General features: G+C 66.5%; 22 protein-coding genes and 3 pseudogenes. 11 read left to right on the top strand and 14 right to left on the bottom strand.

What is annotated here, in order from left to right:
- Positions 1-58 precede the first annotated feature (58 nt).
- The 10 genes from nirK to Q0Q02_RS15090 all read right to left on the bottom strand — a co-directional run bounded on the left by nirK (position 59) and on the right by Q0Q02_RS15090 (position 8,895).
- The gene (nirK, locus tag Q0Q02_RS15135) at positions 59-1,186 is read right to left on the bottom strand and encodes a copper-containing nitrite reductase (RefSeq protein WP_293810605.1); all 1,128 of its coding nucleotides are present in this window, start codon (positions 1,184-1,186) and stop codon (positions 59-61) included.
- 131 nt (positions 1,187-1,317) lie between these two features.
- Entirely contained in the window at positions 1,318-1,602 is a 285-nt protein-coding gene (locus Q0Q02_RS15130; RefSeq protein WP_293810573.1) for an iron-sulfur cluster assembly protein, read from the bottom strand.
- Positions 1,599-2,141, bottom strand: a complete 543-nt coding sequence (locus Q0Q02_RS15125; RefSeq protein ID WP_293810572.1) for a DUF2249 domain-containing protein — start codon at positions 2,139-2,141, stop codon at positions 1,599-1,601. The genes Q0Q02_RS15130 and Q0Q02_RS15125 overlap by 4 nt, the downstream gene beginning before the upstream one ends.
- Positions 2,104-3,501 (bottom strand): hypothetical protein, encoded by a 1,398-nt coding sequence (locus tag Q0Q02_RS15120; RefSeq protein WP_293810571.1) that lies wholly within the window; start codon positions 3,499-3,501, stop codon positions 2,104-2,106. The genes Q0Q02_RS15125 and Q0Q02_RS15120 overlap by 38 nt, the downstream gene beginning before the upstream one ends.
- A gap of 27 nt (positions 3,502-3,528) precedes the next feature.
- Positions 3,529-3,837 (bottom strand): DUF2249 domain-containing protein, encoded by a 309-nt coding sequence (locus tag Q0Q02_RS15115; RefSeq protein WP_293810570.1) that lies wholly within the window; start codon positions 3,835-3,837, stop codon positions 3,529-3,531.
- Between the two features lie 102 nt (positions 3,838-3,939).
- A complete protein-coding gene (locus tag Q0Q02_RS15110) occupies positions 3,940-4,095 on the bottom strand; it encodes a hypothetical protein (protein WP_293810569.1) in 156 nt (51 codons plus the stop codon).
- A 171-nt stretch (positions 4,096-4,266) separates the two neighbouring features.
- Complete coding sequence (locus Q0Q02_RS15105; RefSeq protein ID WP_293810568.1) at positions 4,267-6,159, bottom strand: VWA domain-containing protein; 1,893 nt, start codon at positions 6,157-6,159, stop codon at positions 4,267-4,269.
- Between the two features lie 9 nt (positions 6,160-6,168).
- Entirely contained in the window at positions 6,169-6,993 is an 825-nt protein-coding gene (locus Q0Q02_RS15100) for an AAA family ATPase (protein WP_293810567.1), read from the bottom strand.
- A gap of 62 nt (positions 6,994-7,055) precedes the next feature.
- A complete protein-coding gene (locus Q0Q02_RS15095; RefSeq protein ID WP_293810566.1) occupies positions 7,056-8,420 on the bottom strand; it encodes a cbb3-type cytochrome c oxidase subunit I in 1,365 nt (454 codons plus the stop codon).
- Between the two features lie 22 nt (positions 8,421-8,442).
- Entirely contained in the window at positions 8,443-8,895 is a 453-nt protein-coding gene (locus Q0Q02_RS15090) for a cytochrome c (RefSeq protein ID WP_293810565.1), read from the bottom strand.
- Positions 8,896-9,292: 397 nt separating this feature from the next.
- On the opposite strand from Q0Q02_RS15090, the gene ccoN reads away from it, so the two are divergent.
- The 8 genes from ccoN to ccoS are packed head-to-tail and all read left to right on the top strand — an operon-like array spanning position 9,293 to position 16,157.
- Positions 9,293-10,954 carry a cytochrome-c oxidase, cbb3-type subunit I gene (ccoN, locus tag Q0Q02_RS15085; protein WP_293810564.1) on the top strand — a complete coding sequence of 554 codons (1,662 nt, stop codon included), beginning with the start codon at positions 9,293-9,295 and terminating at the stop codon, positions 10,952-10,954.
- Between the two features lie 4 nt (positions 10,955-10,958).
- Positions 10,959-11,693, top strand: coding sequence for a cytochrome-c oxidase, cbb3-type subunit II (ccoO, locus tag Q0Q02_RS15080; RefSeq protein ID WP_293810563.1), 735 nt, complete (start codon positions 10,959-10,961; stop codon positions 11,691-11,693).
- 4 nt (positions 11,694-11,697) lie between these two features.
- The gene (locus Q0Q02_RS15075; protein ID WP_293810562.1) at positions 11,698-11,868 is read left to right on the top strand and encodes a cbb3-type cytochrome c oxidase subunit 3; all 171 of its coding nucleotides are present in this window, start codon (positions 11,698-11,700) and stop codon (positions 11,866-11,868) included.
- Positions 11,869-11,871: 3 nt separating this feature from the next.
- Positions 11,872-12,750, top strand: a complete 879-nt coding sequence (gene ccoP / locus Q0Q02_RS15070; RefSeq protein ID WP_293810561.1) for a cytochrome-c oxidase, cbb3-type subunit III — start codon at positions 11,872-11,874, stop codon at positions 12,748-12,750.
- The gene (locus Q0Q02_RS15065; protein WP_293810560.1) at positions 12,747-12,953 is read left to right on the top strand and encodes a hypothetical protein; all 207 of its coding nucleotides are present in this window, start codon (positions 12,747-12,749) and stop codon (positions 12,951-12,953) included. The genes ccoP and Q0Q02_RS15065 overlap by 4 nt, the downstream gene beginning before the upstream one ends.
- A gap of 14 nt (positions 12,954-12,967) precedes the next feature.
- Positions 12,968-13,753 carry a DUF2189 domain-containing protein gene (locus Q0Q02_RS15060; protein ID WP_293810559.1) on the top strand — a complete coding sequence of 262 codons (786 nt, stop codon included), beginning with the start codon at positions 12,968-12,970 and terminating at the stop codon, positions 13,751-13,753.
- Positions 13,750-16,005 carry a cation-translocating P-type ATPase gene (locus Q0Q02_RS15055; RefSeq protein ID WP_293810558.1) on the top strand — a complete coding sequence of 752 codons (2,256 nt, stop codon included), beginning with the start codon at positions 13,750-13,752 and terminating at the stop codon, positions 16,003-16,005. Before Q0Q02_RS15060 ends, Q0Q02_RS15055 begins: the two co-directional genes overlap by 4 nt.
- On the top strand, positions 16,002-16,157 hold the full coding sequence (gene ccoS / locus Q0Q02_RS15050) for a cbb3-type cytochrome oxidase assembly protein CcoS (protein WP_293810557.1): 156 nt from the start codon (positions 16,002-16,004) through the stop codon (positions 16,155-16,157). The genes Q0Q02_RS15055 and ccoS overlap by 4 nt, the downstream gene beginning before the upstream one ends.
- A gap of 255 nt (positions 16,158-16,412) precedes the next feature.
- Here ccoS and Q0Q02_RS15045 read toward each other — a convergent pair whose 3' ends face one another.
- Positions 16,413-17,285, bottom strand: a complete 873-nt coding sequence (locus Q0Q02_RS15045) for a flagellar motor protein MotB (protein ID WP_293810556.1) — start codon at positions 17,283-17,285, stop codon at positions 16,413-16,415.
- Between the two features lie 28 nt (positions 17,286-17,313).
- Positions 17,314-18,171, bottom strand: a complete 858-nt coding sequence (gene motA, locus Q0Q02_RS15040; RefSeq protein WP_293810555.1) for a flagellar motor stator protein MotA — start codon at positions 18,169-18,171, stop codon at positions 17,314-17,316.
- A 648-nt stretch (positions 18,172-18,819) separates the two neighbouring features.
- Between motA and Q0Q02_RS15035 the strand changes: the two genes are divergently transcribed.
- Positions 18,820-20,346, top strand: coding sequence for a globin-coupled sensor protein (locus Q0Q02_RS15035; protein ID WP_293810554.1), 1,527 nt, complete (start codon positions 18,820-18,822; stop codon positions 20,344-20,346).
- A gap of 131 nt (positions 20,347-20,477) precedes the next feature.
- On the opposite strand, the gene Q0Q02_RS15030 is transcribed toward Q0Q02_RS15035, so the two are convergent.
- Entirely contained in the window at positions 20,478-21,929 is a 1,452-nt protein-coding gene (locus Q0Q02_RS15030) for an NAD-dependent succinate-semialdehyde dehydrogenase (RefSeq protein WP_293810553.1), read from the bottom strand.
- A 26-nt stretch (positions 21,930-21,955) separates the two neighbouring features.
- A pseudogene (locus Q0Q02_RS23825) lies at positions 21,956-22,101 on the bottom strand (4-aminobutyrate--2-oxoglutarate transaminase); the annotation flags it as partial.
- A gap of 84 nt (positions 22,102-22,185) precedes the next feature.
- Between Q0Q02_RS23825 and Q0Q02_RS15020 the strand changes: the two are divergent.
- Positions 22,186-22,359, top strand: a pseudogene (locus Q0Q02_RS15020) (DNA polymerase LigD); the annotation flags it as partial.
- Positions 22,360-22,451: 92 nt separating this feature from the next.
- A pseudogene (locus Q0Q02_RS15015) lies at positions 22,452-22,713 on the top strand (hypothetical protein); the annotation flags it as partial.

The following is a 22,713-nucleotide window of genomic DNA, read 5'->3' as shown; positions in this document are numbered from 1 at the left end:
CAGAATCCCTGTCGGGAAGAAGGGCCTCCCCGCCGGGCGGCGGGGAGGCGGGGACAAGTCAGATGCCGGCCGGGGCCAGGATCTGCTTCATCAGGTCGTCGTTCCACTCGCCCTCGACCTTGAAATGGCCGGCGGCGCCGAGCTCGAAGGCCTCGATCAGGTTGTGGTTGACATAGGCGTAGATGCCCGGCTGCAGGAAGGTGTAGAGCGCCGCGCCCGCGCAGCCGCCGGGGATGAACCAGGTCTCGAGGTCGCGCTCCGGCGGGTTGCGGAACTTGCCGGTGGCCCAGACATAGTCGCCATGGCCGCCGATCAGGTGGGGCCGCGTGTCGCGGTTGGCCTGCGAATGCACGATCAGCACGGTCTCGCCGACCTTGGCGGTAAGCGCGTTCTTGCCGGTCAGCGCGCCGACCTTGCCGTTGAAGACGACATGGCTCGGGGTCAGCGTCCGCATCGCCTTGACGACATCCTCATGCGACTCGCCGACACTGGCATAGCGCTTGAACTTGCCGTTCTCGTCGCGCGGCACATAGAAGTCCTGCTCGCCGACATAATAGACCTTGTCGTATTTCAGGGCCTTGCCCTGGCCGTCCTTCAGCCCGTCGCGCGGCAGCACCATGATGGCGCCGTTCATGCCCGCCGTGACGTGCCAGGGCACCATTCCGGGAGGGGCGCAGTGGTAGACGAACACGCCCTGCCGGGTGGCCTTCCAGCGCAGCACGACCCGCTCGCCGGGGTTGACCTCCGTCAGCGCCCCGCCGCCGAGCGCACCGGTCGACGAATGGAAGTCGATATTGTGCATCAGCTCGTTGGTTTCGGCGTTGATCAGCGTCAGCTCGACATAGTCGCCCTCGTGCACGACCATCAGCGGGCCGGGCACCGTGCCGTTGAAGGTGAAGGCGAAGGTCTCGGTGCCGGCCTCGTCGAGGACGATCTTCTTCTCACGGATCGTCATCTCGAACTCGACGACCTTCGGCCCGCCGGTCGCGATCTGCTCATGCGCATGCACAAAGGGGGGATCGACCAGCTTCGGCTTGACGCGCGGCAGCTTGGCGATATCGGCGGCGGTAGCCTTGGTCATCACGGCCTGCGCCTGAGCCGGCGCGGAAGCGGCCTGGACGATCGCCCCCGTGGCTGCCGCTCCCGCCAGAATGCTGCGGCGGGTCAGTTTGAGTTCTTCGCCCAGTTTGAGCCCTTGGCCCATGGCTTGTCTCCTTGCCAGAAGACCGGAGTTCGACCGGTCATGAGCACTTTAGGAGCCTGGCGAAATCGGTCTTTGTTGCAGCACAACATCTTTGACGATCCTGGCCGGGATAGTCACTCGGCGGCGATCATCGCCGGCTCCCAGGCCGGCTCCCAGGTCAGCGTCACCGCGACGGCCGTGACGCCTTCGACGCCGCCGGCAGCCATGGCCACGGCTTCCTTCAGAAAGCCGGTCAGCGGGCAGCCACGGGTGGTCGTCGTCATGGTGATCGCGACGCTGCCGTCCGGCGTTGCCGCGATCGCATAGATCAGGCCGAGATCGACGACGCTGCGGCCGATCTCGGGGTCGAGCACGTCGCGCAGCGCGATCTCGACCAGGCGCTCCAGATGAACGCTCATCCGTGTGCCCTTCCGCCGCCATGACGCACGAGCAGGCGATAGGTCGAGCCCGAGGTGTCGAAATTGCCGGCCCATTCGTGCTGGCGCTTGGCCAGTTCCGGGAAGAGGAAGATTGGCTCGCGGGCGAGCAGAGCGAACAGCACGTCTCCGGGCTTCAGGTCTTCCAGCGCTTCCAGGATGCGGACCATCGGCTCGGGCGGCTCGAGATCGACGAGGTCGAGCTCCTCGATGGGATCGCCCCAGGACAGGGCGGAGGGGCTGCTGCCGGTGGCGAGCCCGGCTTCGGCCTGCACGCCGGCTACGGGCGAGAACAGGACCTCCCAATCGCCGCCGTCGAGCGGGCGGTCGCTGGCAGCGAAGCCGCGATTGGCCATCACCGAGAACAGCGGCACCGGCCGGAACGGCGCGATGAGGCGCAGGGACTCACCTGGCGCAAGCGCCCCGACGGCGTCCATGATCGCCTGGAACGGCTCCTCGCCGGCCCGCAGCATCGGGCGGACGTCAAGCTCGCGGATGGGCGATGCTTCCGGTTTCGACATGGACAGGTCTCCTTTCCTCAGCCCGCGCGGCCAGTAGCCGGGGGCGTTCATGCGCCGGCGGCCGCTCGGCGGCCTTGATCTGCGACAAGCGGCGGATGCCGACGAGTTCGGTGACGATACCGGCGGTGCCGGCGAGGCAAAGTGCCATGGCCAGGCGGAAGCCGGTCGGCGCGGCGATGGCGAGCGCGGCTACCCCCAGCACGACCCCGCCATAATAGAGCAGGAACCACCAGCCGGTGCGCGGCATGGCGACGAGATCGCCGACGCGCGGCGCCGGGCCGCGCCCGAGCCGGGGCGCATAGGTTTCGAGCCAGGTCACGAAGGAGACGATCTTCACGAGCTGCGCCAGCGTCAAGCCACCGAGCCAGCCGAAGGCGATGAGGAGGACGAGCGCCGCGATCAAGCCGTCGCCGGCATGGGCGACGATGGCGATCGGTAGCAGCGCGAGCCCGAGGCCGAGCGCGCCGAAGGCCGGTATGCTGGCGAGCATGTTGATCTCCAGCGCCTTGCGCCGGCGGGCGCGATAGAGGGCGAGGATGTCCCGACCGTAGAAGGCGCCGGCCAGGATCAGCACGGCGAGTGCTGCCGCGATCCACACGGTGCCCGGTTCGATGCCGGCAAATGGGGCGGCGAGGCCGGCGAAGGCGAGACCGAGCCCCAGGCTCGCGAACAGCAGCACCGGGCGTACCCGCCGTGCAGGCGGCTCCGGCGCCATCATGAACATGATGAAGAGACGGTAGCTGACGCCGACGGCGATGAGCCCGAGCCAGCCGCCGAAGCCGAGCAGGGCGTGGAAGGGCAAGCCGTCGGGAAGCAGGGCGACGGTGCCGAGCCAGTCGCCGTGCCCTGACAGGATCGTTGCGAAGGCCGCGCCGCTTAGTGCCGTGATCGCGAGGCAGGCGAGCCCGGTGAGGACGAAGCGGGCGAACAGGGCGATGGGCCGCGCGCTCAGCAGCGTCACGACCAGCATCAGGCCGAGCAGGGAGAAGCCGCAGAGCAGGAATGCGGCGCCCAGCGGCTGCAGGTCAAGCGAGGCCTCGATCCAGCCAGCGAGCGTTGCGAAGCCGGCACAGAGCAGGATGAGGCCCAGGATGAGCGCGAACAGCGCGGGCAGGGCGAGACGCGGGAAGGCGAGCGGCCGGGAGACCAGCACCGGCACGAATTGCAGGAGCGCGCCGGCCATGGCGAGGCTGAGCCAGCCGATCGCGACGAGATGAACGAAGACGAGCGTTGCAGGCTCGGCGAGACCGGCAGCGGGGTAGCCGAGGCCGGCGACAGCGAGAGCCTCGGCCGCGAGCAGGAAGGCGAGCGCGGCCGCGAAATAGCTTATCGTCCAGCGGGACAGCGATGCCATCGGCATGGCTGCGATCTCCCGAATGCGGCGCGGTCAGTGGCCGCAGGTGCAGGAATGGCCTTCGTCATGGCCGCCGCAATCGGCAGCATGGTCATCGTCGCCCGCTTCGTTGCGGCCGATCTCGACCTGCCAGATCTCCGGACCCTGAAGGATGTATTCCCAGGAATAGGCGCCGGGATAGCGCGCCTCGATCTGGCGGCGCAGCGGCGCGGGATCGTGGTCGTTGACGATCCTGAAGGCGTCGCCCGGGGAGAGCCGCTCCATGATGCCGAAGATCGTGGCATGGCGCACGACCGGCGGGATGGTGCGCACGTCGAGCGGTTCGAGGGGCAGGGTCGTCATGGTTGAGCTCCGGTTGCGGCCCCGATGCGGGCTGCTCTCCAGCCTAGCGAAAGCGTACCCACGGCAATTTGCCGAAGCGCAAACAGCGCGGCTGTGCCGGTCTCACTGTTCGAGGAAGAGCAGGACAGCGATGGCGAGCGACATCATGATGGCGGCGGTGACGCCGCCCTTCTGCAGCACGCCCATCCGGTAGAGCAGCAGGGCCATCACGATGATCGCGGGCGTGGCGACGACGAGACCCATCTGGGCGTCGGTCATGGCGGATGTCCTCATTGTCTTAAAATATCAGCCCTCATCCTGAGGAGTGGCCGAAGGCTGCGTCTCGAAGGATGCTCCAGGTGGTTCCGGAGCCTCCTGGAACATCCTTCGAGACGCCATTTCTGCCGAAATGGCTCCTCAGGATGAGGGCTTTCTTTTGGCTTCGGGCACTCACGCGGCGAGCGCGCGGTAGATCGCCGGCAAGGCCGCCGGCAGGCGGTCGAGCCGGGAGACCACGGCGTGACCGTTGCGGCCGAAGAGATGCGGAATATAGGCGCGCGACTCGCGGTCGACCGTGACGGCGAAGACGCAGATGCCGGCGCGGCGCGCCTCGATCACCGCCATGCGGGTGTCTTCCATGGCGAAACGGCCCTCATAGTGGTCGATGTCGTTGGGCTTGCCGTCGGTCAGGACGAGCAGGAGCTTGCGCCGATCGGGCCTGGCCTTGAGCCCCGCCGCGGCATGGCGGATCGCGGTGCCGATGCGGGTATAGTAGCCGGGCTTCAGCGCGGCGATGCGCGCCTCGACCGCCGGCCCCATCGCCTCGTCGAAGCGCTTCACCGTCTCGATCCGGACCCAGTCGCGGCGGCGCGAGGTGAAGGTCAGAATCTCATGATGGTCGCCACAGGCGGCGAGCCCATGGGCGAAGACGGTGAGAGCCTGCTTCTCGACATCCAGTACGCGCAGATCGTCGAACCAGGAATCGGTCGAGAGCGAGACATCCATCAGCGTCGTCACTGCGAGGTCATGCGCCTGCGGGCGGCTCGCCAGATGGATGCGGTCGCTGCCGGAGCCGCCGGCCGCGAGATCGGCCTGGCGGCGCACCACCGCGTCGAGATCGAGATCGGGGCCGTCGATCTGGCCGCGCTGCGGCTCGCGCAGCGGGCGCAAAGCCTCGAACTGGCGGCGGACCTGCCGCACCAGCGCGCGCGTCGCGGCATCCTGCAGCGGGGGGAGCAGCTCCTGCTGTGCTATTCCAGCGAGCACGCGGCAATGATCGTCCCGATAGCTGGCGCTGCGGAAATCCCATTCCGGATAGGTCAGGGCGCCGGCCAAGGCCGTCTCGTCCATCGCTTCCGGCGGCAGGTCGAGGTCGAAGCGGAAGCGTGAGGCCGGGCGGCCCTTGCGCTCGCTCAGCACCATATCGTCGAGCTCGTCGGCGGCTTCGGGATCGTGCTCCTCGCTGTCGTCTGAGGGGCGGTCGACCGCGACCATCTCCGACATCGCCAGGATCTTCTCGAAGCGGTTGAGGACGAAGGGACTGCGCTCGCGCCATTCCTCGGCCGTCTCGTCGCGGCTGGCGGCATAGGCCTTCATCTGCTCCTCGGCCTTGGCCGAGGCCGGTGGCGGCTGGTCCTCGTCGCGGCGGCGCGAGCGGGCAGGGGCTGCCGCGCTGGCCAAGGGCCAGAGTGGCACGCCGAGCGCAGGCAGATAGCCGGCCGGAGCCTTGGCGAGCCGGTCCTCGGCTGCGATGTCCACGTTATCGCCAGCCAGCAGCGCGCGGATCAGTGCTTCAACTCTGGCTTCGGTTGCGGGCAGCCCTTCGCGACGACGGCTCGTGAGCAGGGCGTCGGCCAATCGGCGGTAGACCGGGTCGAGCCCGGGAAAGGTGACGAGGACTCTCGCGACGAGCCGCTGTGCGGCGGCGATTTGAGCGAGATCGCGCTGGAGCGGATCAGTTTCGGTGACGGGGCGCGGCGGCATCGCGGCCATGCAGGCGGCGAGCCAGACATAAAGGTCGCGGTTGAGCTGAGGCTGCGGGAAGAGCGCGATCTCAGCCGGCAGTTGCAGGCTGTCCGGCGTACGCAGCGCCTGGGCCAGCCTTTCCTCGCCGAGGCCGACGCGCTGGCGCAGGTTGAGCCGGTGGCCGGCAGCACGCTCGCGGGCCGGGACGATCCTGACGCCGGGCTCGCCGCCGAAGCCGCGAAAGCAGACGGCGAGCGTCGGCGCCATGCTGGCCAGCGTCACGGCCGCCTGCGGGTGATGCGGCAGGCTCGCGGTATCGCCGACCAGCCGGTGCCAGAAGCGGCCGACCGTCTCTTCCAGCTCGAGGAAGTCCAGCATCGCAGCCTCCTAGACGAGAACCGCGCGGGCGATCTCGACCAGCCCGGTCCGAACCTCCGGCTCATCGGTCAGGGGCTCGATGACCGCGGCCATCACCGCCTCCTGTCGGGGCAGGCCGGCGGCGATCAGGCTCGCGGCATAGACGACGAGGCGGGTCGAGACGCCTTCCTCGATGTCCTGCCCCTTCAGCGTCCGCAGGCGCCGGGCGAGATCGACCAGCGGCGTGACCGCGGCCTCGTCGAGCCCGCTTTCCCGCGCGACGACGGCGATCTCCTGCTCGCGCGGCAGGAAGTCGAAGCTGATCGAGACGAAGCGCTGGCGCGTCGAGGGCTTCAGGTTCTTCAGCAGATTCTGATAGCCGGGGTTGTAGGAGACCGCGATCATGAAGGAGGGCGGGGCTGAGAGCAGTTCACCGGTGCGCTCCAGCGGCAGGATGCGGCGGTCGTCGGTCAGCGGATGCAGCACCACCGCCACGTCCTTGCGGGCCTCGACGATCTCGTCGAGATAGCAGAGGCCGCCCTCGCGCACCGCCCGCGTCAGCGGCCCGTCGACCCAGACGGTCTCGCCGCCCTTGAGCAGGTGACGGCCGGTGAGATCGGCAGCCGAGAGATCGTCATGGCAGGCGATCGTGAAGAGCGGGAGCCCGAGCTTTGCGGCCATATGGGCGACGAAGCGGGTCTTGCCCGAGCCGGTCGGGCCCTTGAGCAGCAGCGGCAGGCGTCGCTCCCAGGCCTTCTCGAACAGGAAGCGCTCGTTGCCGGAGGCGGTATAGGCGGGGATGTCGAGCGCATCCTTGGCAGGAGCCGGGATCGGCGGGCGCGAGATCATGTTCATCGTGGAAATCCTTGGGCAAGGAAACGGAAGCCCGCCGGCCCGATGGCCGGCGGGCTGGGGTGTCATTCCGCCGGCTGGGCCAGCGCGATCGGATCGGCGCTGTGTTCGCGGCCGGGCACCAGCACGGCCCAGACGAACATCAGCGCGGAGATCACCACGACCACGCCGGAACCGAGCCGGACCCAGTAGAACAGGGCGATCTGGTCCTGCACGTCCATGAAGGTCTGGCCGAGGACGCGCTGGAGATGGACCTGGACGACGCCGGCGAAGGTCAACGCGAAGGTCATCACCGACATGGCCGTGCACATCATCCAGAAGCTGGCGATCGAGAGCCACTGGTTGTAGGGCGCGCGGCCCTTCAGTTCGGGGATGGCATAGGCCATCATCGCGAGGTTCAGCATCACATAGGCGCCGAAGAAGGCGAGGTGGCCGTGCGCCGCGGTAACCTGCGTGCCGTGGGTGTAGTAGTTCACCGAGGAGAGCGTGTGCAGGAAGCCCCAGACGCCGGCGCCGAAGAAGGCCATCACCGAGCAGCCGATCGACCAGAGCAGCGCGGCCTTGTTGGGGTGGTTGCGGCCGGCCTTCCAGGTCATCTGCACGGTGAAGATCACCATGGTGAAGAAGGGCGCGACCTCCAGCGTCGAGAACAGCGAGCCGATCCACTGCCAGTATCCGGGCGCGCCGATCCAGTAATAGTGGTGGCCGGTGCCGAGGATGCCCGAGAACAGGGCGAGCCCGACGATGACATAGAGCCATTTCTCGACGACCTCGCGGTCGACGCCGTTGAGCTTGATCATCAGGAAGGCCAGCACGGAAGCCATGATCAGCTCCCAGACGCCCTCGACCCAGAGATGGATGACGTACCACCAGTACATCTTGTCGAGCGCGAGATTGGCCGGGTTGTAGAAGGCGAAGAGGAAGAACAGCGCCAGACCCCAGAGGCCGAAGAGCAGGATGTTGGTGACCGTGGTCTTGCGGCCCTTCAGCGAGGTCATGGTGATGTTGAACAGGAACATCAACACGACGACGACGATGCCGACCTTGATTGCGAAGGGCTGCTCCAGGAACTCCCGCCCCTCATGGATGCGGAAGAAGTAGCCGACCACCGTGACGGCGGCGGCGATGAAGAAGATCCAGAACTGCGCTATGGCCAGTTTCGGGCTATAGAGTTCGGTCTGCGCCTCCTCGGGCAAGAGGTAGTAGGTCGAGCCCATGAAGCCGAGCAGCAGCCAGACCACCAGGGCGTTGGTGTGGATCATGCGCACGATGTTGAAGGGCAGGATGACCGACAGCGTATTGGGCAGGACATAGATCAGTCCCGCCACGGCCCCGAAGGCGACCTGCGCGATGAACAGCGCGAGCGCGCCATAGAAATAGAGCATCGCGACGCTCTGGGTCTGGTATCTCGTGGTGTTGTAGCCTGGCATGGCTCTCTCCTGTCGCGATGTCTCAGCCGGCATCGTTGGGCGGCCAATTCTGGGTCTTGATCCGGCTCGTCCATTCCAGGAAATCGGCGAGATCGTTGAGTTCCTGCTCGGTCAGGTTGAACTGCGGCATCTGGCGCCGGCCTTCGATCCCGCTTGGCTGGGCCGCCATCCAGGCCTTCAGGCTCTCGCGCGCGCCGGCCGAGTCCTTGTCGCCGCCGTAGCGCTTCCAGACATTGCCGAGTTCGGGCGCGAAATAGGCGCCCTCGCCGAGCAGCGTATGGCAGTTGATGCAGGAGTTGCGCTCCCAGACATGCTTGCCGCGGGCGACGGCGGGGGAGAGCGTCGCTTCGTCGGTCGACGTCGTCCGCATGAACCAGTGGCTATGGGCCGTGAGCCCGACGAAGATGGCGAAGAAAAAGATCGATCCGCCGTAGAAGACATTTCGGGCTCCCGCCTTTGTCAGACGTTCGGCCATGCGTTCACCCTTCCGTTGCGCCTTCGGGAGGCGGCGCCGGCACCGCCGGCTCTTGACCCGCCGCTGGGGGCTGGGAAGACGGGTCTTATCGGGCGAGGCGGGGCGCCTCTTTGCGCTTCGGCAAACAAGCCGGCGACGTGTCCGGGCTGATCGATCCGGGTTCTGCGGCATCGAGCAACGCCGCTGCCAAGCAGCGGCGTTGCGTCAGCGATTCAGAAGGCCACCAAGCGGGCAGAGCGAAACAGGCGATAGAGGGATTGGCCGGCTCTTGATCGGCTACGGCATTTTGTCCGACCTGCTCGTCGGCAAATTGGGTATCTGATATGGCTCTTTCGTGCGATACCGATCGCGAAAGCCTGAGTCTGTCGGCCCGCGCCGGCTACGGGGAGGGGGAGCGATGATTGCGGCACTCACTGTAGCGGAGCGGCAGCGCGCCATTGCCATCTCGGCGGCCCTGGCGCTGTGCGGACTCGCCATGGCGATCGCTGGCCGCGACGATCTGTTCGGGGTCCACGGCGTCATCGTCCTGCTGTTCGGGCTCGGCCTCATCGGCCTCGTGATGTCGCAGTATTTCGCGCCGGAGCCCTCCGAGGAGCGCCTGACGCGCTATTACGACGACCCGACCCGGGTCGGCATCGTGCTCTCGCTTGGCTGGGCCGTGGTCGGCATGTTCTTCGGCGTCTGGGTCGCGGCGCTGCTGGCCTGGCCGGACCTCACCTTCGATGCCGCTTGGGCGAGCTTCGGCCGCATCCGGCCGGTCCATACCTCCGGCGTGATCTTCGGCTTCGGCGGCAACGCGCTGATCGCGACCTCGTTCCACGTCCTGCAACGGACGACGCGGGCGCGCCTGCCCGACCAGTTCAGCCCCTGGTTCGTGCTGATCGGCTACAATCTGTTCTGCGTGCTGGCCGCCAGCGGCTACTTCATGGGCATCACCCAGTCGAAGGAATATGCCGAGCCTGAGTGGTATGCCGATCTCTGGCTCGTCATCGTCTGGGTGACCTATTTCCTGCTCTATATCCGCACGCTGCAGCGGCGGAAGGAGCCGCATATCTACGTCGCCAACTGGTACTACATGGCCTTCATCCTGGTCGTGGCGGTGCTGCACATCGTCAACAACCTGGCGGTGCCGGTCTCCTTCGGCGAGGCCAAGAGCTATTCGCTGTTCTCCGGCGTGCAGGATGCGATGACGCAGTGGTGGTACGGCCACAACGCGGTCGCCTTCTTCCTGACCTCCGGCTTCCTCGGGATGATGTACTACTACCTGCCGAAGCGGGCGGGGCGGCCGATCTTCTCCTACAGGCTGTCGATCATCAGCTTCTGGGGCATCACCTTCATGTATATGTGGGCGGGCTCGCACCATCTGCACTACACGGCGCTGCCGCAATGGGTGCAGACGCTGGGCATGACCTTCTCGGTCGTGCTGCTGGTGCCGTCCTGGGCCTCGGCCGGCAACGCACTGGCGACGCTGAACGGCGCCTGGGGCAAGGTGCGCGACGACGCGACGCTGCGCTTCATGATGGTCGCCGCCGTGTTCTACGGGCTCTCGACCTTCGAAGGCTCGTTCATGGCGATCCGGGCGGTGAATTCGCTCTCGCACTACACCGATTGGACCATCGGTCACGTTCATGCCGGTGCGCTCGGCTGGGTAGCGATGATCACCTTCGGCTCGCTCTATGCGCTGGTGCCGTGGATGTGGAAGGTCGAGCGGATGTACTCGCCCAAGCTGATCGAGGTGCATTTCTGGCTCGCCCTGTCGGGAACCATCATCTACGTCTTCGCGATGTGGAATTCGGGCATCATCCAGGGCCTGATGTGGCGCACCTACAATGACAGCGGCACGCTGGCCTATTCCTTCATCGACAGCGTCGTGGCGATGCATCCCTATTACATCGCGCGCACCGTAGGCGGGCTCTTGTTCCTGCTCGGCGCGATCGTCGCCTCCTACAATGTCTGGATGACGATCCGGATGTCGCGCTCGCAGGCCGCCGCGGGCGCCGGCGATATCGATCTGCCGGTGCTGCGGGGCGCAGGCGCAACCCTCCAGGCGGGGGAGTAAGCCGATGCGCGAGTTCTTTCACCGCAAGCTCGAACGCAACGCGATCGGCTTCGTGCTCGCCATCATCGGCGTTTCCGCGATCGGCGGCTTCGTCGAGATCGCGCCGCTGTTCACCATTGGCGAGACGGTCGAGAAGGCGCCGGACATGCGCGTCTACACGCCGCTCGAGCTGGCCGGGCGCAACATCTATATCCGCGAGGGCTGCTACGCCTGTCACAGCCAGATGATCCGGACGCTGCGCGACGAGGTTGAGCGCTACGGGCCGTATTCCCTGGCGGTCGAGTCGAAATACGATCATCCGATGCTCTGGGGTTCGAAACGCACGGGGCCGGATCTCGCGCGGCTCGGAGGCAAGTATTCCGATGCCTGGCATGTCGCGCATCTCTACAATCCGCGCGATGTCGTCCCGCAATCGGTGATGCCGAAATATGGCTGGCTGCTGCGCAATGAATTGAAGACCGAGGATCTCGGCCGTCATCTCGCCGCGCAGAGGACGGTCGGCGTGCCCTATACCGACGCCCAGGTCGCCAATGCCAGCGCCGACGCCTATGGCCAGGCGAGCCCTGACAGCCCCTATGCCGGCGGCGTCACAGAACGCTATGGCGAGGCGACGAACGTGCGCGCCTTCGATGGCGAGCCGGGCCGGTTGACCGAGATGGATGCCGTTGTCGCCTATCTCCAGGTGCTTGGCCGCCTGACGGACGCCGCGCAGAAACAGGCGGCTGCGGCGGAGAAGTGAGACGATGGACGTCGATCATCATTCGCTGGTCGGTTTCGCCAAGAGCTGGGGGCTGTTCTACCTCGTGGCCATGGCGATCGGCGTGCTGATCTACGCCCTGTGGCCTTCGAATCGGAAACGCTTCGACCGGGCCAAGACAAGTATCTTCGACAAGGACGACAGGCCGGGGGACTGAGCGATGGCAGATGCAACGCGCGATCCGGTCACGGGGACGATGACGACCGGCCATGAATGGAACGGCATCGAGGAGCTCGATACGCCGATTCCGCGCGTGGTGCTGTTCTTCCTGGGCGCTGCGACCCTGTTCGCGATCGGCTATTGGCTTCTGATGCCGGCCTGGCCGCTGGGCGTGACCTATACCAAGGGGCTGCTGGGCATCGACCAGCGCAAGGTCGTGGCCGAGCAGGTGCGCGATGCCGCGGCCGAGCGGGCGAGCTGGACCGCAAAGCTCGACAAGGCCTCCTTTGCCGAGATCGCCGCCGATCCGGCTGTGATGCGCCATGTCCGCGATACCGGCCGCACGCTCTTCGAGGATAACTGCGCCGTCTGCCATGGCGTGCAAGGGAAGGGCGGGCCGGGCTTCCCCAATCTCGCCGCCGGCTCCTGGCTCTGGGGTGGCAGCCCGGAGGCCATCGCGCAGACGATCCGCGTCGGCATCAACGGCACGGCCAAGGATACGCGCACCGCGCAGATGATGGCCTTCGGCCGCGACGGCATTCTCCAGCGTGAGCAGGTGCTCGCCGTCGCTGCTTACGTTCGCTCGCTCTCGGGTCAGAAGCTGGGCGAGGCGGAGCAGGCGCGCGTGCCGGCCGGCAAGGAAGTCTACGCGGCGAATTGCGTCGCTTGCCATGGCGAAAACGCCAAGGGCCAGCAGGATCTCGGTGCCCCGGACCTGACCGATGCCAACTGGATCTATGGCGGGGACCTGCAATCGGTCGTCAACAGCATCCATGGTGGACGGCAGGGCCATATGCCGAGCTGGGAAGGGCGCCTCTCGCCGACCGACATCAAGCTGCTGGCGCTCTATGTCGGCACGCTCGGCGAGGCGAAGCGATGAGCGTTCCGGCCGACGGCGAAGCACGGCGGCGCAGCGGGCGGAAGGCCTTCTGGCTGACGTTCGCCGGCGTGTTGGCGGGCGGGCTCATCCTCGCCAACGCCCATCTGGTCTATGTCGCGGTCGGCTCGCAGCCGGCCTGTGTGCCGCATGCGAAATCGGCGGGCGAGGCGGGCGGATTCCGCGCCGCCCGTCCGTCCTGCTGAAGGAGGAGGAGCACATGGGTGCGATCGGGAACGGCCAGGAGATGCCGCTGCCTCTCTCCGCCCAGCGGCGGCGCAACCTGCCGGCGGGCGCGGCCTTGTCCTGGCTCGGGGCGGGCTGGCGCGACCTCTGGCGCCAGCCGGCGCCAAGCCTGCTCTACGGGCTCGCGGTCTTCGCGGTTTCCGCCATCATCGTCTGGGGGCTGTTCCGGCTCGGGCTCGACTACATCCTGTTCCCGGCGCTGGCCGGGTTCATGGTGATGGGGCCGCTCCTGGCGATCGGGCTCTACCAGAAAAGCCGCGCGATCGAGCAAGGTGAGCCGATCAGCCTCTCCCGGATGATCTTCGTCAAGGCGGCTTCCGGCGGGCAGGTCTGGTATACCGGCGCGATCCTGTCGCTGCTGATGCTGGTCTGGATGCGCGCGGCCGTCATCATCTACGCGCTGTTCTTCGGTCTGCGGCCGTTCCCGGGCCTCCATGACGTCGCCGCGATGCTGTTCGGGACGCCGATCGGCTGGGCGATGCTGCTGGTCGGCACCGTGGTCGGCGGATTGTTCGCGGCCTTCTCCTTCGCCATCAGCGCCTTCGCGATCCCGATGCTGCTCGACGAGCGTGTCGATGCGTTCACCGCGATGGGCACCAGCATCTCGATGGTCTGGAACAACCTGCCGGTGATGCTCGCCTGGGGTGCGATCGTGCTCGCCCTGTTCCTCGTCGCTGTCGCGACCGGGCTTATCGGGCTGATCGTGGTCTTCCCGCTGCTCGGCCACGCGACCTGGCACAGCTACCGGTCGCTCAGGTGAGCTGCTGCGCGCCGCTGCCGGCTCCGGACGGCGCGCCCGACCCGTCCGCCGCGCGGCAGGAAATCCGCCTCGCCAGCCGCGATCTCGGCAATGACCTGCGGCAGAGCGACCTGTCCGTGCCCGGCCTGCATTGCGCCGCCTGCATCCGGGCGGTCGAGACCGGGCTTGCCCGGCTGCCGGGCGTCGCGCAGGTACGCGTCAATCTCTCGACCCGCCGCGTCGCCGTGCAATGGCGGGGCGAGGAGGCGCCGGAGCTGCTGACGGCGCTTGCCGGACTCGGCTATCCCGGTCATCTCTTCGAGAGCGAGGCGGACGGCAACGATCCCGATCGCGACCGGCTGATCCGGGCGCTGGCGGTCGCCGGCTTCTGCGCCATGAACATCATGCTGCTCTCGGTCTCGGTCTGGTCGGGGGCGGAGCCCGAGACGCGGCAGGCCTTCCACTGGATCTCGGGCGCGCTGGCCTTGCCCTGCCTGATCTATTCGGGCCGCATTTTCTTCGCCTCGGCCTGGGCGGTGCTGCGGCACGGGCGCACCAATATGGACGTGCCGATCTCGATCGGCATCTGCCTCGCCTTCGCTCTCAGTCTCTACGATACGATCCATGACGGGCCGCATGCCTATTTCGACGCGGCAACCTCGCTGATCTTCTTCCTGCTGATCGGCCGAACCCTCGACCACCTCATGCATGAGAAGGCGCGCGCCGCCGTGCGTGGCCTGATGCGGCTGGCGCCGCGCGGCGCGACCGTGCTCGATGCAGATGGCGGGCGGACCTATCTGCCGCTGGCGGAGATCGCACCGGGCATGTGGATCGCGCTGACCGCCGGCGAGCGCGTGCCCGTCGACGGCGTCGTGGAGGAGGGGGCCTCCGAGCTCGACTGCGCCATCGCCACCGGCGAGAGTGCACCGCGATCCGTATCGCCGGGCATGCCGGTCCAAGCGGGGACGCTCAATCTCTCCGGCCCACTGACGATCCGCGCCACGGCCAAGGCCGAAAGCTCCTTCCTTGCCGAGATGGTTCGGCTGATGGAGGCGGCGGAAGGCGGCCGTGCCCGCTATCGGCGCATCGCCGACCGGGCAGCGGCGCTCTATTCGCCGGTCGTCCATGCAACCGCGCTTATCGCCTTCCTCGGCTGGATGGCCGCGACCGGTGACTGGCATCGCGCGATCACCATCGCCATCGCCGTGCTGATCATCACTTGCCCCTGCGCACTGGGCTTGGCCGTGCCGATCGTGCAGGTGGTGGCGTCGCGGCGCCTGTTCGAGGCCGGAATCATGGTCAAGGACGGCTCGGCCATCGAGCGGATCGCGGAGATCGATACGGTCGCCTTCGACAAGACGGGCACGCTGACCTACGGCCAGCCGCGCCTGGTCGACCCCGCAGCGATTCCGGCCCGAGAGCTGGCCATCGCGGCGGCGGTCGCGCGGCGTTCGAGCCATCCGCTCTCGCGCGCCATCGCGGCAGCAGCGCCGGAGGGAGCTTTGGCTCTCAGGGAGGTCCGGGAGCAGCCCGGCTTCGGCATCGAGGCTGAACTGGACGGCCATCTCTATCGTCTCGGGCGGGCCGAATGGGCCCTCCCGGCAGAGCAGCCTGATGCGGAGAGCGGTACAGTGCTGAGCCGCGACGGGGGCCTCGTGGCCCGCTTCGCCTTCACCGAGACGCTCCGTCCGCAGGCTCGCGCTGCTGTCGATGCCCTGCGCGGGAATGCCCTCGCGATCATGCTGCTCTCCGGCGATCGCTCGGAGGCCGTGCAACCGATCGCCGGCAGGCTCGGCATCGACGACGTCTCAGCCGGGCTGCTGCCGGCTGGGAAGGTCGAGCGCCTTGCTGCGCTGGCGGCTGAGGGGCGCAAGGTCTTGATGGTCGGTGATGGCCTCAACGATGCCCCGGCGCTGACGGCTGCGCATGCCTCGATGGCGCCGGCCTCGGCTGCCGATATCGGCCGCAACGCCGCGGATTTCGTCTTCCTGCATGATGGGCTCGATGCTGTGCCGACGGCGGTCGCCGTGGCGCGGGCCGCCGGCCGGCTGGTGCGGCAGAATTTCGTGCTCGCGATCCTCTACAACGCGCTGGCCCTGCCGGTCGCGATCGCCGGCTATGTCACGCCGCTGATCGCGGCGCTCGCCATGTCGCTGTCTTCGATTCTCGTCGTCGCGAACGCCCTGCGCCTTGACGCGGGGAGGGCACTGGTGCCTGCTAACGCCAGCTCGCAACCGACTGGAAGGTTCGCGGCCCAGGAACCGGCTGAATGAGCAGTCTCGTTTTCCTGATCCCGTTGGCGCTGCTACTGGGCGGAGCGGCTCTTGCCGCCTTCTTGTGGTCGCTTCGCAGTGGCCAGTATGATGACCTTAGCGGAGCGGCTGAGCGCATCTTGATCGACGATGAACGAGATTCGTCATCGTAATCTTGGCGTTCGATCGTTCAACGACGTCGTTCCACGAGAGCTGAGACCGCTCCCAGAGAAGCCATTATACGTTAAAATTATAACGCAATGTCGATCACATACGTGTTCGCGGATATGTCTGGCCCGGTCCGTGATTTCGCGCGGCACATCGACGCCTCCGAGGCCATGATCCACGCCGCAATGGTCAGCTTCTTGCGTCGTCAACCGCTGAGCTCAATCTCGAACGGTCTCCGAGGCGGCCGAGGCGCCGTGTCGTCAGGGAATGACGCCCGGGGGCAGCGGCGGCTCCGCATTGAGCAGCGTGATCGTCACCCGCCGGTTCGGCGGGATGTAGGGATTGTCGACGAAGAGCGGCTCGGTGTCGGCGCGTCCCACCACGGAAACGAAGCGGCTGCTGGGGAGCCCGGCACCCGACAGGATCTCGCGCACGGCGAGCGCTCGCCCGGCGGTGAGGCTCCAGGAATCGACGGCCTGCACCGAGCCAGGGCCCGCGGCAGCCGTGTGGCCGGCAACCGACAGTTGGTTGGGCAGCCGGCGCAGGGTGGGCGCGAGCGCCTCCAGCACGAGACGAGTGCGCTCGTAGGGCTGGACCGAGCCTTCGGGGAACATGGAACGGCCGTTCTCGTCCACGAGGGAAACGTTCAAGCCCTCCTTGGTCGGCTCGATCACGATGTTGCGCGACAGCTCGGCAATTTCGGGCATGCTCTGGATCGCCTGCCGAAGGCTGGCTATGGCGGCGTAGTTGGCCTGCACGCCGGCGGCCGGACGGCTGACCTCGCGGTCGCTGGCGCGGCCCGAGTTGGTTGGGCGCGCCTTGTCATCCTGCCCGGTGGTGCCTCTCGCCGCGTCGCGGGGCGTCGACGACCTGTTGCCCGACTTGTCTAGGGCACTGCCCATCAGGACGCCGCCAGCGCCACTGTTTGAAAGACTCGGAGCTGCCGGTGCGAAATATTCCGCCAATCCGACCTTCTGCTCCTGCGTCGTCATGCTGATCAGCCACATCAGCAGAAAGAACGCCATCATGGCAGTCACGAAGTCCGCATAGGCGATCTTCCAGGCCCCGCCATGGTGCGCATGAGCGGCCTTCTTGACCTTCTTGATGATGATCGGCTGGGTGGGCTTGGTCATCGTGTCCCTACTGGAGATCGGGTCAGATTTAGGCGGCCAGATTGGCGGTCGCCGCTTCCACTTCGCTGAAGGTCGGGCGGACGTCGCTCATCAGGGCCTTGCGGGCAAATTCCACCGCCATCACCGGCGGTTGGCCGCTGATATGAGCGAGGAGCCCCGCCTTGAGTGAAAGGAAGTATTTGGATTCCGCCTCGAAGGTGCCCTTGAGCGACTGCGCCATGGGCCCGAAGAAGCCGTAAGCGACGAAGACGCCGAAGAAGGTGCCGACGAGCGCGCCGCCGATCAGATGTCCCAGCACCTCCGGCGGCTCGGTGATCGCCCCCATCGTCTTGATCACGCCGAGCACGGCGGCGACGATGCCGAGCGCCGGTGTTCCGTCGGCGAGCGACTGCATGGCCGCAACGATACGCTCCTGCTCCTGGTGGTGCGTCTCCAGCTCCTCGCCCATGAGAGCGTCTATCTCGTGGACGTTGTTGGCGCCCATCGTCAGCATGCGCATGTAGTCGCAGACGAACTCGACCGCATGATGGTTCGCTGCAAAAGTCGGGAAGGCGTTGAACAGCGTCGACGCGCTCGGGTTTTCAATGTGCTCCTCGACCGCGAGCATGCCCTTCTGCTTCACAAATTTGTACAATGAATACTGCATCCCCAGCAGTTCGACATAGCTGTCCTGCTTGTACTTGGGACCTTTCATGAGCGTGCCGAGCATGGCGGGCACGGCCTTGAGCACCGGCGCGGGGTTGCCGATGACGAAGGCGCCGATCGCTGCACCGAGGATGATAACGAACTCGAACGGCTGCCAAAGGACCTCGAGATGGCCACCCATCGCCGCGTAGCTGCCGAAGACGCAGACGAAGACGATGATTGTGCCGACGATCAGCCGCATGGTTTGTCACCCTCGCGCCGCAGCAGGGACAGCCCGCGCGAAGCCATTAACGAGTTCAACGAAATGACCGATCGAGGTTAAGGGCGGGTTTATGGCCATTGCCCGCAGGCTTGTAGGCGTCGTCCTCGGGCCACGGCTTTGAGGCTTGGGGCGGCAGGGCGGGCCTCTGCATTCGATCGCGGAGCGGGGCTATGCTTTCGCCCCCGGCGCCGGAAATCCTCTACGACCTGGGTTTGTGATTGGCGTCGTCGCGCGGCGCCGCGCTCCAGAGCAGGGCCGCTCCTAGTCCAGCGGCTCCGATTGAGGCGGCAAAGACGGCGATCTGGCGCCGGGCTCGCCGCTGAGGCCATCCACGAAGCTGCGATCGATCTTCAGCTATTGGCTCTGGAGGTCGGGTCGCTTCTGGAAGCACAGGTTAGAACAAGCAACATCAGCCAACTCAGTGGAAAGCCACGCTAGCCGGACTACGGAGCCAGTGCGATATTGTTCGGCTCGTGCCGATAGTTGGTCGGGCTCTGCATGGGCCAAAGGGTGAAGGGCGGGGTCACCACAGATCGTTATCCCTAATTATACAAACTTTAAATGTGTATCCCTAGAGTTCGTTGACGTTATCCCGCTCAACGAGTGGGTGCATTGGGGAGACATTTGATGACGGCCTCCGATGATCTCGCGCGACGACTTGATTTCATGGAACTCGGAGCGGATGCGCAGCAGCGAATCCGCGACGTGGAGAAGACGATCGTCGAGGCGCTGCCCGGCGCGCTCGATGCCTTCTACGCACAGGTAAAGGCCTATCCCGAGACCCGAGCCTTCTTCGGCAGTCAAAGCCAGATCGACGGCGCCAAGAGCCGGCAGATCTCGCACTGGGACCGGATCGCCAAGGGAGAGTTCGACCAGGATTACGTCGCGGCGGTCACGCGCGTCGGCCAGGTCCACGCCAGGATCGGGCTGGAGCCGCGCTGGTATATCGGCGGCTACGCGCTGCTGCTCTCGCAGGTGATTGCCAAGGTGCTGGAGGCGCGTTGGCCAAAGGGGACGTTCGGTTCCAAACTGCCGGGCGCGGCAGAGCGGTCGGCGGAGATTGGCGCGATCGTCAAGGCTGCGCTGCTTGATATGGACTATGCCATCTCCGTCTACCTGGAAGCGTCGGAGTCGGCCCGCCTGAAGGTGGAGGCAGAGGCGCGCGCCGTTGAGCAGGCGAAGGCGGTCGAGCGCGAGAAGGCTGTGGCCTTGGTCAGCGAAGGCATGGCCGCGCTGGCGAATGGCGACCTCACCTTCCGCATCGCACAGGACATCCCCTCCGAATACGTCCAGATCCGCGATCACTTCAACGACGCGATGGAACGGCTCGGCAACATGGTCGCGACCATCAAGGCGACCTCGACCACGATCGCCAGCTCCTCGCAGGAGATCAATGACGGCGCGGCCAATCTCTCGGCGCGTACCGAGGAGCAGGCCTCGGCTCTCGAGGAAACCGCGGCGACGACCGAAGAGCTGGCAGCTTCGGTGAAGACTTCGGCCCAGTCCTCGCGCGAATCCTCGGCCCTCGCGGACGAGGCAACGGCGGTGGCGCGCACCGGCGGCGATATTGTCCGGGATGCAATCGAGGCGATGGCCCGTATCGAAGGCGCCTCTGAGAAGATTTCCGAGATCACCAGCGTGATCGACGGCATCGCCTTCCAGACCAACCTCCTGGCGCTCAACGCGGCGGTGGAAGCGGCTCGCGCCGGCGATGCCGGGCGTGGCTTCGCCGTCGTTGCGGCTGAAGTTCGCGCACTCGCGCAGCGTTCTGCGGCCGCGGCCAAGGACATCACAGGCCTGATCGGCTCCTCCGATGCGGAGGTGACGGAAGGCGTTCGGCTGGTCAGGCTCGCCGGCGAGACGCTGGAGAAGATCGTCGATGCCTCGCTGCGCGTCTCCGGCACTGTCAACGAGATTGCGGCAGCCGCCAGCGAGCAGGCCAATGGTATCGACGAGATGAGCCAAACGGTCAGCCATATGGACGAGATCACTCAGCGCAATGCGGCTCTCGCCGAGCAGAGCGCTGTCTCAGCCCGTTCGCTGCTGACGCAGATCGAGCGCTTGAGCCACCTCGTCTCTGCCTTCCGGACACAGGACGGGAATCGCATGCCCGCTTCCGCCAGCATACCGCCGCAGCGCAGTCGCGCGGCTTGATCGGCACCACGGTTGCGCGACTCTGCCGTAACTGGCAGGTCGCGCTTCCTGTGACCGAGCAGCACCTGCCTGGACCACCCTGGTATCGCTCTTCCGCTCCAGCAGGCGCGTGGCGAAGCTGTGCCGATCGATCAGCCTCCCAGCCCGCCCATCAGCATGTATTTGATCTCGACGAACTCATCCATGCCGTGCAGAGAGCCCTCGCGGCCGAGGCCGGATTCCTTGACGCCGCCGAAGGGCGCGACCTCGGTTCCGAGGATCGCCGAGTTGATGCCGACCATGCCGTATTCGAGCTCCTCGGCGACGCGGAACGCGCGGCCGAGATCCTTCGAGTAGAAATAGGCGGCGAGGCCGAAAGGCGTGTCGTTCGCCATGGCGACGACCTCCTCCTCGGTCTTGAAGCGGTAGACCGGCGCGATCGGGCCGAAGGTCTCCTCGTTCGTCACCAGCATCCTGGTGGTGACGCCGGACAGGACCGTCGGCTCGTAGAAGGTGCGGCCGAGCGCATGGCGCTTGCCGCCGACCACGACCTTCGCGCCGTGGCTGAGCGCATCTGCGACATGGCGTTCGACCTTCTCGACCGCGCGCTCGTTGATCAGCGGGCCCTGTACGACGCCGACCTCGACGCCGTTGCCGACCTTCATCTTCGCGACTTCGCCGGCGAACTTGGCGACGAACTCGTCATGGACGCCGTCCTGCACGAAGAGACGGTTGGTGCAGACGCAGGTCTGGCCCATGTTGCGGAACTTGGCCGCGAGCGCGCCCTGCACGGCGGCGTCGACATCGGCGTCGTCGAAGACGATGAAGGGCGCGTTGCCGCCCAGCTCGAGCCCGACCTTTTTCACGGTCGAGGCCGCCTGTTGCATCAGGAGCTTGCCAACCGGCGTCGAACCGGTGAAGCCGATGAAGCGCACGGCTGGATGGGCGGTCATGACCTTGCCGATCGCGACTGCGTCCCCCGTGACCATGTTGAGGACGCCCTTCGGGAAACCGGCCCGGATGGCGAGTTCCATCAGCGCGAGCGCCGTCAGCGGGGTGTCCGGCGCCGGCTTGACCACGAAGGTGCAGCCGGCGGCAAGCCCGGGCGCGCATTTGCGGGTGATCATCGCGGCCGGGAAGTTCCAGGGCGTGATCGCGGCGCAGACGCCGACCGGCTGTTTCTGGACGATGATGCGCGAATTCGGGAAGGGCGAGGGGATGGTCTCGCCATAGATGCGCTTGGCCTCTTCGGCGTAGAACTCGACGAAGGAGGCGGCATAGGCGACCTCGCCGCGCGATTCTGTGAGCGGCTTGCCCTGCTCGGCGGTCATGATCTGGGCGAGGTCTTCCTGGTTCGCCATGATCAGGTCGAACCACTTCCGCAGGATGACCGACCGCTCCTTGGCGCTCTTGCGGGCCCAGGGCTTGAAGGCGCGCGAAGCGGCCTCGACGGCGGCCGTGGTCTCGGCCTCCCCGAAGCGCGGCACCTTGGCCAGGACCGCGCCGGTTGCAGGGTTGTCGACGGCATCGACGCCCTCGCCGATCCAGGCGCCGTCGACATGGCATTGCGACTTCAGGAGGGACGGATCGTTCAGCTTCAGCATAGGGGTTTCCAAGTCCGGGGCGGCATTCACGCGGCCAGCACTGTTTCGAGAACGGCAAGTCCTTCATCGACGATCGCGTCGGACGCCGTCAACGGTACCAGGATGCGGATCGTGTCGCCGCGGTGCCGCAGGAGAGCAGGATCGGGCCATTCTGAGGCGCGCGTTCGGTGACCAGCCATGTCTCGGGCGCGACGACCGCGGTGACCGGCGGCCGGCCGATCATCTGAGGCAACCCCCGAAGGACGAGGGCGTATCCTTGGCCGGCAAGCGGCAAGCCTGTCGCGCCAGGCGCGGTTTCAGGAAGACGAAGCAGCCGAGCGACGCGATTGCCGTGGCCCCGTCCAACCGCCGGCGCCTCGTCATTCAGGAGCATGACGCGACGCGGCTACACTATGATCTGCGGCTGGAGCTGGATGGCGTCTTCAAGTCCGGGCGGTGTGCCGTGGTCGGCTACGGACGTGTCCTGACCAGAAACCGATCGATGATGCGTCCTCCGAAGCGCCGGGTTCAGATGGACTTCACATGGCACATGGCGTGAGCATGACTTCTCGGCGCGGCACCACCGGCCTGCGCCAATTCCTCGATTCCGAGCAGCAGCGCGCCTGGATCGAGGGCGAGGCTGGCTTGCCCGACGCCGACGAGCGCTCCGAGTCCCTGGAACTGCGGTTCAAGTACATCGCCCGGTTTGAAAAGCTGCTTCGCCGCCCGCAGGCACAGGACGTCCTGGCGATTCTCGGGCTCTATGGCCGGAACTGCATCCCGATCCCGCGCCGGAGCGAACGTC

Origin of the sequence: uncultured Allobosea sp. (genome assembly GCF_945956895.1) — a bacterium.
Classification (GTDB): Bacteria; Pseudomonadota; Alphaproteobacteria; order Rhizobiales; family Beijerinckiaceae; genus Allobosea.
The sequence above is the reverse complement of the archived record's forward strand: the minus strand, read 5'-3'. Positions and strand labels throughout refer to the sequence as shown.